Source organism: Kitasatospora sp. NPDC056138 (assembly GCF_042264695.1).
Taxonomy (GTDB): Bacteria; Actinomycetota; Actinomycetes; order Streptomycetales; family Streptomycetaceae; genus Kitasatospora.
Genome location: NZ_JBHJVK010000001.1, coordinates 58,997 through 75,560, shown reverse-complemented (window position 1 = coordinate 75,560; position 16,564 = coordinate 58,997). Strand labels below are relative to the sequence as shown.

Sequence of the window (16,564 nt, the reverse complement as noted above, 5' to 3'; positions counted from 1 at the left end):
TCAGGAGCCTTCGGCGGCCCGGTTCCCTGGTGGCCGATCAGCTCCAGAGATCGGTCAGCCGGACGTCCAGGTCGGCCAGCAGGCGGCGCAGCAGCGGCAGCGAGAGGCCGATGACGTTGCCGGGGTCGCCGTCGATGCCGTCGATGAACGGGGCCGAGCGGCCGTCCAGGGTGAACGCCCCGGCCACGTGCAGCGGTTCGCCCGATGCGATGTACGCGGCCACCTCGGCGTCGTCCGGGTTGCCGAAGCGGACGGTGGTGGAGGCGGTCGCCGAGGACTGCTTGCCGGTGGCGGTGTCGATGACGCAGTGCCCGGTCTGCAGCACGCCGTCCCGGCCGCGCATGGACTGCCAGCGGGCCAGCGCCTCGGCGGCGTCGGCGGGCTTGCCGAGGGCCTGGCCGTCCAGTTCCAGGACGGAGTCGCAGCCGATCACCAGCTGGCCGTCGGCGAGCTGGGAGGCGACCGCGCTGGCCTTGGCCTCGGCCAGGACCAGCGCCAGCTCGCCGGGGGTCGGTGCGCTCAGCGCGTCCTCGTCCACACCGCTGACGATCACCTGCGGGTCCAGGCCGGCCTGGCGCAGCAGCCCGAGCCGGGCGGGGGAGGCGGAGGCGAGGACGAGGGTGCGGTTGGTCATGCGGCCAAGCCTATGCGGTCCGGCCGTGGAGCCGGCCCGGTATGCGCATCGGGGGCGTGCGCATCGGGGCGTACGCGTCGAGCGGCGTGCGCACCGTGGGACGGCCGGGGAGCGGTCGGACCGCCCGGGGGTGCACCCGGATCAGAACAGCATCAGTGCGACGGCGGCCACCAGCAGGAGGGTGGCGAGGATCGGACCGGCTCGGCGCAGGCGCTCCTGCACCTGCCGGGTTTCGGGCGAGGGCTCGTCCCGGGGGTCTGACCAGAGCACCCGTCCAGCCTGCGCCGGAGGGTGTGCCGGGCGCTTGAGTATCCGTACTCAGTTCATCCGCATTTCTGGTGCGCACATGACACTCTGGGTGGTGACCGGTTCACTGCCCGTCGAACGCCGGGATCCACCGGAGGCCGGGTGACCGCTCGCTCCCCGCGGGTCCACGGGGAGCGAGCGGTCACGGCCGGAGCTACCCGGCCCAGCCGGAGGTGCGCCAGGCATGGGCGCCGTGTTGCGGGACGCGGCGCATGCGCCTGGCCCGGTCGTTCCATGCGGAGGCCGGGCCGCCCGCCCGTCCGGCCGCCTCGGCGGCGGCCTGTGCGGCGGCGGCCCGGGCTTGGACCACCGCCAGGACGGTGGCCAGCTCCTCGGGGGTCGGCTGCCCGTGCAGCACCTGAATCGGAGGCATGCTCACATCCTCTTCCTGTTCGGACCGGTGCGAAAGTGTGCGAAGGGTCCGGCTACAGCGGGATGTTGCCGTGCTTCTTGGGCGGCAGTACCTCGCGCTTGCCGCGCAGCGCCCGCAGCCCGCGCACGATGTGCCGACGGGTCTCGCTCGGGGCGATCACGGCGTCCACGTAGCCGCGTTCGGCGGCCAGGTAGGGGTTGAGCAGGGTGTCCTCGTAGGAGGCGAGCAGTTCGGCGCGCTTGGCGTCGGCGGTCCCGGCGGCGTCCGCCTCGGCGATCTCGCGCCGGTGCAGGATGTTGACCGCGCCCTGGGCGCCCATCACGGCGATCTGCGCGGTCGGCCAGGCGAGGTTGAGGTCGGCGCCCAGGTGCTTGGAGCCCATGACGTCGTACGCGCCGCCGAAGGCCTTGCGGGTGATCACGGTGATCAGCGGGACGGTGGCCTCGGCGTAGGCGAAGATCAGCTTGGCGCCGCGGCGGATGATGCCGTCCCACTCCTGGCCGGTGCCGGGCAGGAAGCCGGGGACGTCCACGAACGTGAGCACCGGGATGTTGAAGGCGTCGCAGGTCCGCACGAAGCGCGCGGCCTTCTCGCTGGCGGCGATGTCCAGGCAGCCGGCCAGGTCCATCGGCTGGTTGCCGACCACGCCCACCGGGTGCCCCTCGACCCGCCCGAAGCCGGTGATGATGTTCCCCGCGTACAGCGGCTGGGTCTCCAGGAACTCGCCGTCGTCCAGGATGTGTTCGATCACCGTGTGCATGTCGTACGGCTGGTTCGCCGAGTCCGGCACGATGGTGTCGAGTTCCAGGTCCTCGTCCGTCACCGAGAGGTCGGCCTGCTCCGGGTAGACCGGCGGGTCGGAGAGGTTGTTGGACGGCAGGTACGAGAGCAGGTTCTTGACGTACTCCACCGCCTCCTTCTCGTCGGCGGCCAGGTAGTGCGCGTTTCCGGACTTGGTGTTGTGGGTGCGCGCGCCGCCCAGCTCCTCCATGCCGACGTCCTCACCGGTGACCGTCTTGATGACGTCGGGGCCGGTGATGAACATGTGCGAGGTCTGGTCGGCCATCACCACGAAGTCGGTGACGGCGGGGGAGTAGACCGCGCCGCCCGCGCACGGGCCCATGATCAGCGAGATCTGCGGGATGACACCGGAGGCGTGCACGTTGCGGCGGAAGATCTCGCCGTACAGGCCGAGCGAGACCACGCCCTCCTGGATCCGGGCGCCGCCGGAGTCGTTGATGCCGATGATCGGGCAGCCGGTCTTCAGGGCGAAGTCCATCACCTTGACGATCTTCTCGCCGAAGACCTCGCCCAGCGAGCCGCCGAAGACGGTGAAGTCCTGGGCGAAGACGGCCACCTGACGGCCGTCGACCGTGCCGTAGCCGGTGACCACTCCGTCGCCGTACGGCCGGTTCTTCTCCTGGCCGAAGTTGGTGGAGCGGTGGCGGGCGAACTCGTCGAACTCCACGAAGGAGTCTTCGTCCAGCAGTTCGGCCACCCGCTCACGGGCGGTCAGCTTGCCCTTGGCGTGCTGCTTCTCGACTGCGGCCGAGGAGCCGGAGTGCACCGCCTCGTCGAGCCTGCGCCGCAGGTCGGCGAGCTTTCCGGCGGTGGTGTGCGGGTCGTGCGGCGCCTCGGTCATCCGGTGGCTCTCCCTGGTCCATGTGCCGCGACCTGTTCGGTTCTGCGCGTGAGGGCGCGTGCGGGCAGGGCGGCGCTGCGAACTACCGTTGGGTAGCGTAGCCAGCGCGGGCGGCTTCCGGTTATGGCCAGCGACACAGTGTGTTCATCGGAGTTTCTGCGGGACGATAGGGCGGCCTACGGCCATCTGCCGCTCCTACCGGGGCCCGAGGTTCCAGGAGCCCCCGACTGCCCCCGTGCCGCTACCCGCTCCCCGGCCCTCCGGAGCCCCCGCTGCTTCCCCGCGCCGCTGCCCGGCCCCCGGCGGCTTCTTCCCGCCCCCCGGAACGCCCTTCCCGCCCCCGGAGGACTCCGCCGCGCCCTGATGCGCCGCCCGGCGGGCCGTCAGGCTTCGCCGTCGGTACGCTGGCCCGGTGACCGACCCCTCCCGCCCCCGCCGTAGCGGCCTGCGTGGCTTCGGCCACGACGGCCCCTCCCCCTGGACCGACCTGGAGCGCCCGCCGCTGGACGGCGCCCGGCTGCGCCGCGACCTCGTCCGCCCGGACGGGTTCTGGACCGCCGTGGACGTGGTCACCGAGACCGGCTCCACCAACACCGACCTCGCCGCCCGCGCCAAGGAGGGCGAGCCCGAGGGCGCCGTCCTGGTCGCCGAGTCGCAGAACGCGGGGCGCGGCCGGCTCGAACGTCAGTGGAGCGCCCCCGCCCGCTCCGGCCTCTTCCTCTCCGTGCTGCTGCGGCCGACCGGGGTGCCCGTCGAGCGGTACGGCTGGCTGCCGATCCTGGTCGGTGTCGCGGCGGCGACCACGCTCGGACGGGTGGCGGAGCTCGAGGTCGGCCTGAAGTGGCCCAACGACCTGCTGGTCACCGTGGACGGCGCCGAGCGCAAGCTGGGCGGCATCCTCACCGAGCTCAGCGGCGGCGCGGTGATCGCCGGACTCGGTGTCAACGTCTCGCTGCGCGAGTCCGAACTGCCCGTCCCCAATGCCGCTTCGCTGACCCTGGCCGGGGCCGAGGTGGCCGACCGGGAGACCCTGCTGCGTGCACTGCTGCGGGAGTTCGCCGAGCTGTACGGGGAGTGGGTGGCGGCGGCCGGCGACCCGCACGCCAGCGGACTGCTGCCCGCCTACGCGGCGCGCTGCACCACGCTGGGCCGACCGGTCCGGGTCCAACTCCCCGGCGGGCGCGAACTGGTCGGCGAGGCGGTGGCCGTGGACGGCGACGGCCGCCTGGTGGTCCGCACCCCGGACGGCCAGCGCCAGGCGGTGGCCGCCGGGGACGTCGTACACGTACGGCCGGAGCAGGCGTGAGTGCGGGTGCGCCGGGCGGCGCGGCGGGGTCCTGACGGGGTCCTGATACGGCCTTGTCCCGGCCGGATGCCCCGGATTACGTGATTCCGTGCGAACATTCCACCTGGCAGCGGTGTGAGGCGCGCCACTACCCGAGCGGTGGTCGGGGCGCCCCTGGGACAGGGCAGGACGAGAGGCAAGTGCGGCAACCGCACGGGGATGGACCGGTGGTAGGCGAAAACGTCGGCGGCAACGGCGACACGACGGATCCGGACGGTCAGACGGTCGCGCTGGACCTGGAACGGCTGATCCTCGACGCACCGCGCCGGTACACGCCGTACCAGGCCGCCCGCGCCGCCGACGTGCCGATGGAGATGGCCACCCGCTTCTGGCGGGCGATGGGCTTCCCGGACATCGGCCAGTCCAGAGCTCTCACCGACGGCGACGTGATCGCGCTGCGGCGGCTCGCCGGGCTGGTGGAGTCCGGGCTGATCAGCGAGCCGATGGCGATCCAGGTGGCCCGCTCCACCGGCCAGACCACCGCGCGGCTGGCGGGCTGGCAGATGGACACCTTCCTGGAGAACCTCACCCAGTCCATCGAGCCCGGTATGACCAGGGCCGACGTCGCCTACCCGCTGGTCGAACTGCTGCTGCCGGAGCTGGAGCAGTTCCTGGTGTACGTCTGGCGGCGCCAACTGGCCGCCGTCACCGGCCGGGTGGTGCAGGCCGCCGAAGACACCGAGATCACCAGCGGCCGGCTCGCCGTCGGCTTCGCCGACCTGGTCGGCTTCACCCGCCTCTCCCGCCGGCTGGAGGAGGAGGAACTGGGCACGCTGGTCGAGAGCTTCGAGAACACCTGCTCCGACCTGATCGCCGGATTCGGCGGCCGGGTGATCAAGACCCTGGGTGACGAGATCCTCTACGTCACCGAGGACCCCGCCACCGCCGCCGAGATCGCGCTCAGCCTGGTCGAGGCGCTCGCCAAGGAGGACACCATCCCCGCGCTGCGGGTCGGTATGGCCTTCGGCACCGTCACCTCGCGGATGGGCGACGTCTTCGGCACCACGGTGAACCTGGCCAGCCGGCTGACCTCGATCGCGCCCAAGGACGCGGTGCTGGTGGACGGCGAGTTCGCCGCCGCGCTGGAGCTGAACGGCGGCGTCGTGCCGCCGTCGATCTCCGCCTCGGTGGACGGAATGGCGGAGCACCACGTGGCCGACGCCTCCGAGCACCGGTTCCACCTGCAGCCGATGTGGCGCCGTCCGGTGCGCGGGCTCGGCCTGGTGGAGCCCTGGCTGCTCACCCGGCACGTCCACGACCTCTGAACCGGGCCTCACCGGATTCGCACACATTCGCTCAGACAAATAGGGCAAAGTCCCAGCAATGGGCCATAGCCTTGGTCCAGGATGGCAGTCCTGGAGCGTTCCGGGACACTCCGGGCAGGCCCGGGGCATCAGGGATGAGGCGGAGCCGGTGAGCGAGGCGACCATGACGGAACCCGTGCACGTGTCCGTACCTCCGGCCCTCGACCCGCGCCTGCAGGCCGTCGTCGAGCTGGCCCAGGACATGACGGCCGCGCTCACCCCGCTGGACGCCGTCCGTGCCGCAGCCGTCCGCGCCACCACCGCGCTCGGCGCGACCATGGCCGCCGTCTCCGTCTGGGACCGGGAGTCGGGCCGGCTGCGGGTGCTGGTCAACCACGGCGATCTGGCCCCCGGGGAGGAGGAGCTGCCGGCGGACGAGTCCTACCCGGTCGCGGACTTCCCCGAGATCGTCACCTATCTGGAGGAGCACTGGACCACCGGCCGCCTCCCGCGCGCCTGGGTGCAGACCGCCGAGAACATCGAGGCCCCGCACTCCGTGCACGCGCACCCGGGCGCCGGCGCGTTCTGCCAGCAGCGCGCCGTCGGACTGCGCCGGCGCGGGCGGGAGTGCTGCCTGGTCGCACCGATCGTGCTGCACGGCCAGGCCTGGGGCGAGCTCTACCTGGCCAGGACGGTCGGCCTGCCGGTCTTCACCGACGCGGACGCCGACTACGCGACCCTGCTGGCCGCCCAGATCTCCGCCGGGCTCGCCCAGACCGAGCGCCTCGCCGATCTGCGCCGGCTCGCCTTCACCGACCCGCTCACCGGCCTCGCCAACCGCCGGGCCGTGGACGCCCGGCTGGAGAGCGCACTCCAGGCCCACAACCGTGACAACACCGTGGTCAGCCTGGTGGTCTGCGACGTCAACGGGCTCAAGCGGGTGAACGACCAGCTCGGCCACGAGGTCGGCGACCGGCTGCTCGAACGGTTCGCCCACCAGCTCTCGCTGGCCGCCGCCAAACTCCCCGGCAGCCTGGCAGCCCGGCTCGGCGGCGACGAGTTCTGCCTGCTCGTCGAGGGCCAGAAGGCTGACGAAGTCGTCGTGGTGGCGGAGGAGTTGTGCGCCCGTGCGCTGGCCCTGGCGGACGGCGAGGGCGTTGCCTGCGGGGTGGCCTCCACCGGTGACTCGATCGGTCCGGTGACCACCTCCGACCGGCTGTTCCGGCTCGCCGACGCCGCGCAGTACCGGGCCAAGGCCGCCCGTGCGGCCCACCCCGTGGTCGCCGGACGGAGCCACGGCCCCGGCTTCACCCCCGACCCGACCGTCCTGCTGGCCGACTCCGCGGACCCGCACCACCGCGCGGACGGCCGCCGCCCGGGCCAGGGCCGCGCCCATTTCGGCGACCGCCGGCGGTTCCGCGGTGCCGCGCACAGTGCCGACCCCGGACAGCTGCTGGCCGTCGTCCTCGCCTCCCTCGACCAGCACGGCGCGGTCCGCGTCCACCACCCCGCCGACACCCTCAGCCGGCTGGTCACCGTCGCGGAGACCGCCGCCCGCCTGCTGGACGCGGTCGGCTGGTGGGTCAGTTACGTGCCGCCGGGCTCGCAGCTGATGCGTACCGCCCAGCACGCCGTCTACCGGATGACCAGCGGGCCGACGAGCAGCGGTGCCGAGACCCAGCGGGCCCAGATCGAGGCCCCCGACGCGGTCTTCGACCTCGGCTACTACCCGCTCACCCGGCGGGCGGTACGCGGGGGGGCCTTCGCGCTGCGCTCCGGTGCCGCCGGGAACGACCCGGCGGAGGAGGCGATGATGGTGGTCAGCGGCTACAAGGGCATGCTCGCGGCGGGCGGCGGCAACGCGGCGGGCGGCTGGCTGGTGGAGCTGTTCGCGGACGAGTCCACCCTGCCGTTCGGTCAGGTCGCCGCCGCACTCCGGGCGCTGGTCGCGGTCGCCCTCTCCGGACCGACCTCGCCACCGCCCTGAGTCGCCCTGCCCCGGGTCGAGCCGCCCCGCTCGCCCTGAGCCGATCCGAGCCGATCCGAGCCGATCCGAGCCGAGCCGGGGCGGCCGCGCACGCGTGGCCGGTTCGGGCCGGTGGGGCGGGCTAGTTGACGTCCGGGGTGATCCGGTCCGGGCGGGTGTAGACGTTGGCGCCCCGGCCGCGCAGGAAGCCGACCAGGGTGAGGCCCAGTTCCTCGGCCAGGTCCACCGCGAGCGAGGACGGCGCCGAGACGGCGGCCAGCAGCGGTATCCCCGCCAGGGCCGCCTTCTGGGTCAGTTCGAACGAGGCGCGGCCGCTGACCAGCAGCAGATGCTCCGTCAGCGGCAGCCGGCCCTCGCGCAGGGCCCAGCCGATCACCTTGTCCACCGCGTTGTGGCGGCCCACGTCCTCGCGCGCGCAGAGCAGTTCACCGCTCCGGGTGAACAGGCCCGCGGCGTGCAGTCCGCCGGTGGACTCGAAAGTCCGCTGTGCTGCGCGCAGTTGGTCCGGCAGACGGTACAGCAGCTCGGGGGAGACCGTCAGCGGGTCGAGGTCGAGCGGGTGGCGCACGTGCATCCGGACCGCGTCGACGGTGTCCCGGCCGCAGAGGCCGCAGGCGCTGGTGGTCAGCAGATTGCGGTGGCTGGAGAGGGCGGTGGCGGCGCCGCGCACGGTCGCGTCCACCACGTTGTAGGTGTTGGCGCCGTCGGCGTCCGTCCCGGCGCAGTAGCGGAGCGCGGACAGTTGCTCGCCGCTGTCCACCAGCCCTTCGCCGACCAGGAACCCGGCCACCAGGTCGAAGTCGTGCCCGGGGGTCCGCATGGTCACCGTCAGCGCCTCCCCGCCGACCCGGATCTCCAGCGGCTCCTCCGCCGCCAGCGCATCCGGCCGTGCCGCCTGCTCGTCCCCGCGCAGCCGCACCACCCGCCGCCGCACCGTTGCCCGTGCCATCAGACCTCCGCCTCCCTGGCCTCGTCCTGCCCAGCCTGCGGCATCCGGCCGCCCGCACGGAAATCCGGCAGGTGGCCCGCCGCCGTCCGCCGGGAGATGCTGGTGTCCGCCGCCGCTGTTCCGGGTCGGCAGATTCCTCCCGGAACGACGGTTGTCATATCTTCATTCACCTGCTGTGATTATGTATATGGATATGCACAGTGCTGTGGCCCCCGACGCGTCGCTCGTGCTGGTCGGCAAGGCCGACGTCAGCGCCGAGGACGTGATCGCCGTCGCGCGGGGCAATGCCCGGGTCGAGATCGGACCGGACGCGCTCGCCGAGATGGCGGGTGCGCGGGCCAGGATCGATGCTCTCGCGGCGGAGCCGCGTCCCGTCTACGGCGTCTCCACCGGTTTCGGTGCGCTCGCCGTCCGCCACATCAGCCCCGAGCTGCGGGCGCAGCTCCAGCGGTCGCTGGTCCGCTCGCACGCCGCCGGCATGGGCCCGGTGGTGGAGCGCGAGGTGGTCAGGGCTCTGATGTTCCTGCGGATGAAGACGCTGGCCTCCGGCCGCACGGGCGTCCGCCCGCTGGTCGCGCAGACCATGGCCGCCATCCTCAACGCGGGCATCACCCCGGTCGTCCGGGAGTTCGGCTCGCTCGGTTGTTCCGGTGACCTGGCGCCGCTCTCGCACTGCGCGCTGGTCCTGATGGGCGAGGGCGAGGCGTACGGTCCGGCCGGCGAGCTGCGTTTGGCCGGTGAGCTGCTGGAGCAGGCCGGGATCGAACCGGTCGAGCTGCTGGAGAAGGAGGGCCTGGCCCTCATCAACGGCACCGACGGCATGCTCGGCATGCTGGTGATGGCGCTCGCCGACCTGTCCCGCCTGTTCACCACGGCCGACATCACCGCCGCGATGAGCCTGGAGGCGCTGCTCGGCAGCGACAAGGTGCTCGCCCCCGAGCTGCACGGCCCGATCCGCCCGCACCCGGGCCAGGCGCTCAGCGCGGCCAACATGCTCGCCGTCCTCCAGGGCTCCGGCCTGACCGGGCACCACCAGGACGACGCGCCGCGGGTCCAGGACGCGTACTCGATCCGCTGCGCCCCGCAGGTGGCCGGTGCCGGCCGCGACACCCTCGCCCACGCCCAGCTGGTCGCCTCCCGCGAGCTGGCCGCCTCGGTCGACAACCCGGTGGTGCTGCCCGACGGCCGGGTCGAGTCGAACGGCAACTTCCACGGCGCCCCGGTCGCGTACGTGCTGGACTTCCTCGCCATCGCCGCCGCGGACCTGGGGTCGATCTCCGAGCGCCGTACCGACCGGCTGCTCGACAAGGCCCGTTCGCACGGTCTGCCGGCCTTCCTGGCCGACGACCCGGGCGTGGACTCCGGTCTGATGATCGCCCAGTACACCCAGGCCGCCCTGGTCAGTGAGAACAAGCGCCTCGCCGTCCCGGCCTCGGTGGACTCCATCCCGTCCTCCGCGATGCAGGAGGACCACGTCTCGATGGGCTGGTCCGCCGCCCGCAAGCTGCGCCAGGCCGTGGACAACCTCGGCCGGATCCTCGCGGTCGAGCTGACCGCCGCCGCCCGCGCGCTGGAGATCCGCACCGACAACGGCAGCGGGCCGACCGCGCCCGCCACCGCCGCCGCCGTGGCCGCCGCCCGTGCGGCCGGTGTCGGCGGCCCCGGCCGGGACCGCTTCCTCTCGCCCGACCTGGAGGCCGCCGCCGCGCTGGTCGCCTCGGGCGAGCTGGTGCACGCCGTCGAGCAGGTCACCGGGCCGCTGGCCTGACGGACCCGGGTGGTGGGGCGGCCCCGGGCGCAGGGCCGCCCCGGGGGGTAGGGGACCGCGTGAAACCGGAGGGTTGACGGGGTGCGGCCGCGGCCCGGTGGGCAGGCTGCACCCCGTCACCTACCGGTGAGGCGGTGCGGCATGCCCGACACGGGAGCGGTTCGGCTCCGGTACCTTCCGATTCGCGCTCCCCACGCCCCCGCGGGCCCGCCCGGCCGCGCCCGGGCCGTCGGGCGCGGCGGTGGCCGTCCCGCTGTTCGATACGTCGTTGCCCACCCGGCAGGACTGCGCCACAGTCGTCCCAGCCGCCGTGACCCACCCGATGGCCAACGGCGCGCGCTGCAACCGAGCTCGGAGGTACCGCTGATGACCGCCATGGACGAGACCGGCACGGCCGGGCCCTCCGCCCGTCTGCTCCAGCTCTTCGAAGGCCATCGGCTCACCCCGACCCAGCGGCGGATCGCGCACTCGCTGGTCCGGCACGCGGCCGAGGCGCCGTTCCTCTCCAGCGTCGAGGTGGCCGAACTCGCCGGGGTCAGCCAGCCCTCGGTCACCCGCTTCGCCGTCGCACTCGGCTTCGACGGCTACCCGGCGCTGCGCAGGCAGCTTCGCGAACTCGGCGCGGGTGAGCCCGCCGCCCCCGAGACGCCCGCCGACGCGGTCCGCAACGAGCACCAGCAGGCGGTGCTCGCCGAGATCGAGCACCTGCGGCACCTGGCCGAGCTGCTCGCCGACCCCGAACCGATCGTCCGGGCCGCCCGGCTGCTGGCCGCCTCCCGTCCGCTGCCGGTGCTCGGTCTGCGCGCCGCCTCGGCCCAGGCCAGGGGCTTCGCGTACTTCGCGGCCAAGGTGCACCCGGACATCCGGCTGCTGGACGAGGGCGGCAGCATGCTCGCCGACCGGCTGGAACAGATCTCCGCCGCCGGGGCCACCGCGCTGCTCTGCTTCGCCCTGCCGCGCTACCCGCGCGAGCTGATGGACGCCCTCGCGGTCGCCCGGGACTGCGGGCTGACCGTCCTCACCGTGGCGGACAGCTCCTTCGCGCCGGTCGCCAAGCTCTCCGACCTCCTCCTCCCGGCGGCCGTCGGCACCGGTCTGGTCTTCGACACCGCCTGTGCGCCGATGATGCTCGGCCGGGTCCTGCTGCAGACCATGTGTGACGAAATCCCCGGTGCCGAGGCCAGGTTGGAGGCCATCGAGCACTCGGCGGCGGCGCGCGGCCTCTTCCTGGACTGAGCAGGTCGCGGCGGACGGGCTGGTCGGCGTCCGGTCCGCACGTCTGACGCCGGGCCGTCCTTGGCCCAACACGCCTGATGCACAAGGCGCCTGACGCCGATCGGCCCGGCACCTGACAAGTCCCGACCCCGGACGCGTCCCGGCGCCGTGCGCTCGCGTCCCTCCGGGGCGCGGTTCAGGCGTGCTCCGGTTCCACGTTCGGCACACCCGTACGACTCCGGACGGTTGCCGACGGTCCATTGGCGGGCATTCCATCAACAGGCCCCGGTGCAGGGGCCGGACGGGGGTGCCAGCCATGCGTCCGATCCACCAGATGAGACTGACCGGCCGGCTCGCGTCAGGGGCCGACGAGTGGTCCTGCCCCACCTGCGGGCGGCGCATCGCGCTGCGGCGTCCGCCCGACCCCGAGTTGGTGGTCCTGGAGACCGGCGACGAGTCCGCCGTCCACGTCGGCCTGATCGAGCCGGACGAGGCCGAGGCGGCGGCCGCGGCCGCCGCCGAGAAGTACGGCCTGGGCCCGATCCAGGAGATCCCCCGTCCGCCCGGATCCGGCGCGCCCCAGGCCGCTCAGCCCGGTGCCGCTCAGCCCGGTGTCGCCACGCCCGATGCCGAGGACCGCGCCTGGCTGGCCGAGATCGGCATCGACTGGGACGGTGGTGCTGCGGCCTGAGGTGTGCTGCACGAGGTCCACCGGGCCCTGGGCGGGTGCGGATCATGCTTGGGGCCGGGGGTCGGCCGGGCCCGTTCACAGGACGGCTCCGGGGGTCTGGTCGTAGCCGGTCTGTTTGGATATATTCAGTCGAGTCATCGCTGAATGAATCCATCCGCAAGGAGGTCGGGAGCATGGTGGAGCAGACGAGTGGTCCGCGTGAGGTGCGTGCGGCGCGTGGGACGCAGCTGACCGCGCAGGGCTGGCAGCAGGAAGCCGCGATGCGGATGCTGATGAACAACCTCGACCCCGAGGTCGCCGAGCACCCGTCCAAGCTGGTCGTCTACGGCGGCACCGGCAAGGCCGCCCGCGACTGGCGCTCGTACGACGCGATGGTCCGTACCCTGCAGACGCTCAAGCAGGACGAGACCATGCTGGTCCAGTCGGGCCGCCCGGTCGGCGTGATGCAGACCCACGAGTGGGCGCCGCGGGTCCTGATCGCCAACTCCAACCTGGTCGGCGACTGGGCGAACTGGGAGGAGTTCCGCCGTCTGGAGAGCCTCGGGCTCACCATGTACGGCCAGATGACCGCGGGTTCCTGGATCTACATCGGCACCCAGGGCATCCTCCAGGGCACCTACGAGACCTTCGGCGCCGTCGCGGCCAAGAAGTTCAACAACACGCTCGAGGGCACCATCACCCTCACCGCCGGCCTCGGCGGCATGGGCGGCGCCCAGCCGCTGGCCGTCACCATGAACGGCGGCGTGGCGATCTGCATCGACTGCGACCCGTCCCGCATCTCCCGCCGGATCGAGCACCGCTACCTGGACGTCGAGGCCAAGAACCTGGCCCACGCGCTGGAGCTGGCCACCGAGGCCCGGGACAAGAAGCAGCCGCTCTCCATCGGCCTGCTGGGCAACGCCGCCGAGCTGTTCCCGCAGCTGCTGGCGATGGACGCCCCGATCGACATCGTCACCGACCAGACCAGCGCCCACGACCCGCTGAGCTACCTGCCGATCGGCGTCGACTTCGACGACATGGCCGACTACGCGGCCGCCAAGCCCGCCGAGTTCACCCAGCGCTCGCGCGAGTCGATGGCCAAGCACGTCGAGGCGATGGTCGGCTTCCAGGACCGCGGCGCCGAGGTCTTCGACTACGGCAACTCGATCCGCGGTGAGGCGCAGCTGGCCGGCTACGACCGTGCCTTCGCCTTCCCCGGCTTCGTCCCGGCGTACATCCGGCCGCTGTTCTGCGAGGGCAAGGGCCCGTTCCGCTGGGCCGCGCTCTCCGGTGACGCGCAGGACATCTACAAGACCGACAAGGCCGTGCTCGACCTCTTCCCGGAGAACGAGTCGCTGCACCGCTGGATCAAGATGGCCCAGGAGAAGGTGCACTTCCAGGGTCTCCCGGCACGCATCTGCTGGCTCGGCTACGGCGAGCGCGACAAGGCCGGTGAGCGCTTCAACGACATGGTGGCGTCCGGCGAGCTGTCCGCCCCGATCGTGATCGGCCGCGACCACCTCGACTGCGGCTCGGTCGCCTCCCCGTACCGCGAGACCGAGGCGATGCTGGACGGCTCGGACGCCATCGCCGACTGGCCGCTGCTCAACGCCATGGTCAACGTCGCCTCCGGCGCCTCCTGGGTCTCCATCCACCACGGTGGCGGCGTCGGCATCGGCCGCTCGATCCACGCCGGTCAGGTCACCGTCGCCGACGGCACGGCGCTCGCCGGCGAGAAGATCCGCCGGGTGCTCACCAACGACCCGGGCATGGGCGTCATCCGGCACGTGGACGCCGGGTACGACCGCGCGGTCGAGGTCGCCGACGAGCGCGGCGTGCGCGTCCCGATGGGTGAGCTGTGACCGCTCTGCCGTCCGGGGACAGCTTCGGTCGGATGTGGGCGGAGCTGCTCCCCGTGGGCCGCTCCGCCTCCTCCGGCGGTTACCGCCGGTTCGCCTGGAACTCCGCGGACGCCGAGTGCCGCGCCTGGTTCGAGGAGCAGGCCCGCTCGCGCGGCCTGACCTACGAACTGGACCGCAACGGCAACCAGTGGGCCTGGCTGGGTGACCCGCAGGCCGAGGGGGCCGTCGTCACCGGCTCGCACCTGGACTCCGTCCCGGACGGCGGCGCCTTCGACGGCCCGCTCGGCGTGGTCTCCTCCTTCGCGGCCCTGGACGAACTCCGGGCGCGCGGAGCCGAGTTCGACAAGCCGCTGGCGATCGTCAACTTCGGCGACGAGGAGGGCGCCCGGTTCGGCGTCGCCTGCATCGGCTCCCGGCTCACCGCCGGGGTGCTGGGCCGCGAGCAGGCGTACGAGCTGCGTGACGCCGACGGCGTCCGGCTGCCCGACGCGATGGAGCGGGCGGGCTACGACCCGACCGCGATCGGCGCGGACGGCGACCGCCTGGCCCGGATCGGCGCCTTCGTCGAGCTGCACGTCGAGCAGGGCCGCCACCTGACGGAGCGCACGCCGGTCGGGGTGGCCAGCGCGATCTGGCCGCACGGCCGCTGGCGCTTCGACTTCCACGGTGAGGCCAACCACGCCGGTACCACCCGCATCGAGGACCGCCGCGACCCGATGCTCACCTACGCCAACACCGTGCTCTCCGCACGCAAGAAGGCGAAGCTGGCCGGTGCGCTGGCCACCTTCGGCAAGGTCGCGGTGGAGCCCAACGGCACCAACGCCATCGCCTCGCTGGTCCGGGGCTGGCTGGACTCCCGGGCGGCCGACGAGCGGACGCTGGACGCGCTGGTCGAGGAGATCCGGCAGGCGGCGGACGAGCGCGGCGGGCGGGACGGCGTCCGGGTCGAGCTGACCCGCGAGTCGTACACGCCGGTCGTCGACTTCGACGGTCCGCTGCGCGACCGTCTCGCGAAGGTGCTGGGCGGCGTGCCCGTCCTGCCCACCGGGGCGGGACACGACGCCGGAATCCTGGCATCGGCGATCCCGACCGCCATGCTGTTCGTGCGGAACCCGAGCGGAGTGTCGCACTCCCCGGCCGAGCACGCCGAGGAGGCGGACTGCCTCGCCGGTGTGGCCGCCCTCGCCGACGTACTGGAGGACCTCGCATGCCAGCCGTGACGACGACGTACTGGGCGGAGTACGCCTGGCTGCCGCACGTCAACGGTCCTGTGGTCGAACAGGACGTGCTGATCACCGTCGGCGTCGGCGGGAAGATCCTCAGGGTCGCCCCGGACAGCGGGCCCTGCCCGGCGGACGCCGTCCGGCTCACCGGGCTGACCCTGCCGGGCCAGGCGAACGCCCACTCGCACGCCTTCCACCGCGCCCTGCGAGGCAACGTCCAGGTCGGCTTCGGCACCTTCTGGACCTGGCGGGACACCATGTACCGGTTCGCCGGGGCGCTCGACCCGGACAGCTACCTGGCGCTGGCCACCGCGGTGTACGCCGAGATGGCGCTCGCCGGGATCACCGCCGTCGGTGAGTTCCACTACCTGCACCACGGCCCCGGCGGCACCCGCTACGACGACCCGAACGCCATGGGCCACGTGCTGATCGAGGCGGCGGCCAGGGCCGGGATCCGGATCACCCTGCTCGACACCTGCTACCTCTCGGCCGGCTTCGGCGCCGAGCCGACCAAGCCGCAGCTGCGGTTCAGCGACGGGGACGCCGACGCCTGGGCGGCCCGGGCCGCCGAGCTCAAGGAGAGCGAGCACGTCAGGATCGGGGCGGCGGTCCATTCGGTCCGGGCGGTGCCGGCCGAGCAGCTGAGCACCGTCGCGCACTGGGCGGCGATGCGCAAGGCGCCGCTGCACGTCCACCTCTCCGAGCAGACCGCCGAGAACGACGCCTGCCTCACCGCCCACGGGGTCACCCCGACCCGGCTGCTCGCCGACCACGGCGTCCTCGGACCCCGTACCTCGGCCGTGCACGCCACCCACCTCACGGACGAGGACATCCGGTTGCTCACCGACTCCTCGACCAACATCTGCATGTGCCCGACCACCGAACGCGACCTCGCCGACGGCATCGGCCCGGCCCGCCGGCTGGCCAGCGGCGGCTGCCCGATCACCCTGGGCAGTGACAGCCACGCCGTCGTCGACCCGTTCGAGGAGGCGCGGGCCCTGGAGCTGAACGAGCGCCTGCACACCCGCACCCGGGGTCACTGGACGGCGAACGCCCTGCTGCGGGCCGGCACCGAGGACGGTCACGCCTCGCTCGGCTGGTCCGAGGCGGGCCGGATCGAGGCCGGTTCGCTGGCGGACTTCACGGTGGTCGCGCTCGACTCCGTGCGCACGGCCGGGCCCGCGCCCGCGCTCGGCGCGGAGACGGCGGTCTTCGCTGCCTCGGCCGCGGACGTCCGGCACGTGGTGGTGGGCGGTCGCCTGATCGTCCGCGACGGCGTGCACCAGCTGGTCGCGGACGTTCCGACGGCCCTGCGCGACTCCATCGCGACCCTGCAGTCCTGACCC

General features: G+C 73.1%; 13 protein-coding genes and 1 pseudogene. 9 read left to right on the top strand and 5 right to left on the bottom strand.

Going from position 1 to position 16,564, the window contains the following annotated elements:
• Nucleotides 1–37: 37 nt before the first annotated feature.
• The 4 genes from ACFC1R_RS00305 to ACFC1R_RS00290 all read right to left on the bottom strand — a co-directional run bounded on the left by ACFC1R_RS00305 (nt 38) and on the right by ACFC1R_RS00290 (nt 2,955).
• Complete coding sequence (locus tag ACFC1R_RS00305; protein WP_375930307.1) at nt 38–634, bottom strand: nucleoside triphosphate pyrophosphatase; 597 nt, start codon at nt 632–634, stop codon at nt 38–40.
• Nucleotides 635–775: 141 nt separating this feature from the next.
• The gene (gene mmpB, locus ACFC1R_RS00300; protein ID WP_269432054.1) at nt 776–904 is read right to left on the bottom strand and encodes a morphogenic membrane protein MmpB; all 129 of its coding nucleotides are present in this window, start codon (nt 902–904) and stop codon (nt 776–778) included.
• A gap of 190 nt (nt 905–1,094) precedes the next feature.
• Nucleotides 1,095–1,313, bottom strand: a complete 219-nt coding sequence (locus tag ACFC1R_RS00295) for an acyl-CoA carboxylase subunit epsilon (RefSeq protein WP_375930302.1) — start codon at nt 1,311–1,313, stop codon at nt 1,095–1,097.
• A gap of 52 nt (nt 1,314–1,365) precedes the next feature.
• Nucleotides 1,366–2,955 (bottom strand): acyl-CoA carboxylase subunit beta, encoded by a 1,590-nt coding sequence (locus tag ACFC1R_RS00290; RefSeq protein ID WP_375930300.1) that lies wholly within the window; start codon nt 2,953–2,955, stop codon nt 1,366–1,368.
• A 445-nt stretch (nt 2,956–3,400) separates the two neighbouring features.
• On the opposite strand from ACFC1R_RS00290, the gene ACFC1R_RS00285 reads away from it, so the two are divergent.
• The 3 genes and pseudogenes from ACFC1R_RS00285 to ACFC1R_RS00275 form a co-directional block, all read left to right on the top strand.
• Complete coding sequence (locus tag ACFC1R_RS00285; protein ID WP_375930885.1) at nt 3,401–4,261, top strand: biotin--[acetyl-CoA-carboxylase] ligase; 861 nt, start codon at nt 3,401–3,403, stop codon at nt 4,259–4,261.
• Between the two features lie 206 nt (nt 4,262–4,467).
• Nucleotides 4,468–5,565: an adenylate/guanylate cyclase domain-containing protein gene (locus tag ACFC1R_RS00280; protein WP_375930297.1), complete on the top strand. Its 1,098-nt coding sequence runs from the start codon at nt 4,468–4,470 to the stop codon at nt 5,563–5,565.
• Nucleotides 5,566–5,806: 241 nt separating this feature from the next.
• Nucleotides 5,807–6,937 (top strand): annotated as a pseudogene (locus ACFC1R_RS00275) (diguanylate cyclase domain-containing protein); the annotation flags it as partial.
• Between the two features lie 715 nt (nt 6,938–7,652).
• Here ACFC1R_RS00275 and fdhD read toward each other — a convergent pair.
• A complete protein-coding gene (gene fdhD, locus ACFC1R_RS00270; RefSeq protein ID WP_375930294.1) occupies nt 7,653–8,480 on the bottom strand; it encodes a formate dehydrogenase accessory sulfurtransferase FdhD in 828 nt (275 codons plus the stop codon).
• A gap of 193 nt (nt 8,481–8,673) precedes the next feature.
• Between fdhD and hutH the strand changes: the two genes are divergently transcribed.
• From hutH to ACFC1R_RS00240, 6 genes are all read left to right on the top strand, one after another.
• Complete coding sequence (hutH, locus tag ACFC1R_RS00265; protein WP_375930882.1) at nt 8,674–10,248, top strand: histidine ammonia-lyase; 1,575 nt, start codon at nt 8,674–8,676, stop codon at nt 10,246–10,248.
• A 366-nt stretch (nt 10,249–10,614) separates the two neighbouring features.
• Nucleotides 10,615–11,484 (top strand): MurR/RpiR family transcriptional regulator, encoded by an 870-nt coding sequence (locus ACFC1R_RS00260; RefSeq protein WP_375930291.1) that lies wholly within the window; start codon nt 10,615–10,617, stop codon nt 11,482–11,484.
• A 313-nt stretch (nt 11,485–11,797) separates the two neighbouring features.
• Nucleotides 11,798–12,154 (top strand): hypothetical protein, encoded by a 357-nt coding sequence (locus ACFC1R_RS00255; RefSeq protein WP_375930288.1) that lies wholly within the window; start codon nt 11,798–11,800, stop codon nt 12,152–12,154.
• A 173-nt stretch (nt 12,155–12,327) separates the two neighbouring features.
• Complete coding sequence (gene hutU, locus ACFC1R_RS00250; RefSeq protein ID WP_375930285.1) at nt 12,328–13,995, top strand: urocanate hydratase; 1,668 nt, start codon at nt 12,328–12,330, stop codon at nt 13,993–13,995.
• Between the two features lie 32 nt (nt 13,996–14,027).
• Nucleotides 14,028–15,215, top strand: coding sequence for an allantoate amidohydrolase (locus ACFC1R_RS00245; RefSeq protein WP_375930879.1), 1,188 nt, complete (start codon nt 14,028–14,030; stop codon nt 15,213–15,215).
• Nucleotides 15,203–16,561 (top strand): formimidoylglutamate deiminase, encoded by a 1,359-nt coding sequence (locus ACFC1R_RS00240; protein ID WP_375930282.1) that lies wholly within the window; start codon nt 15,203–15,205, stop codon nt 16,559–16,561. The genes ACFC1R_RS00245 and ACFC1R_RS00240 overlap by 13 nt, the downstream gene beginning before the upstream one ends.
• Nucleotides 16,562–16,564 lie beyond the last annotated feature (3 nt).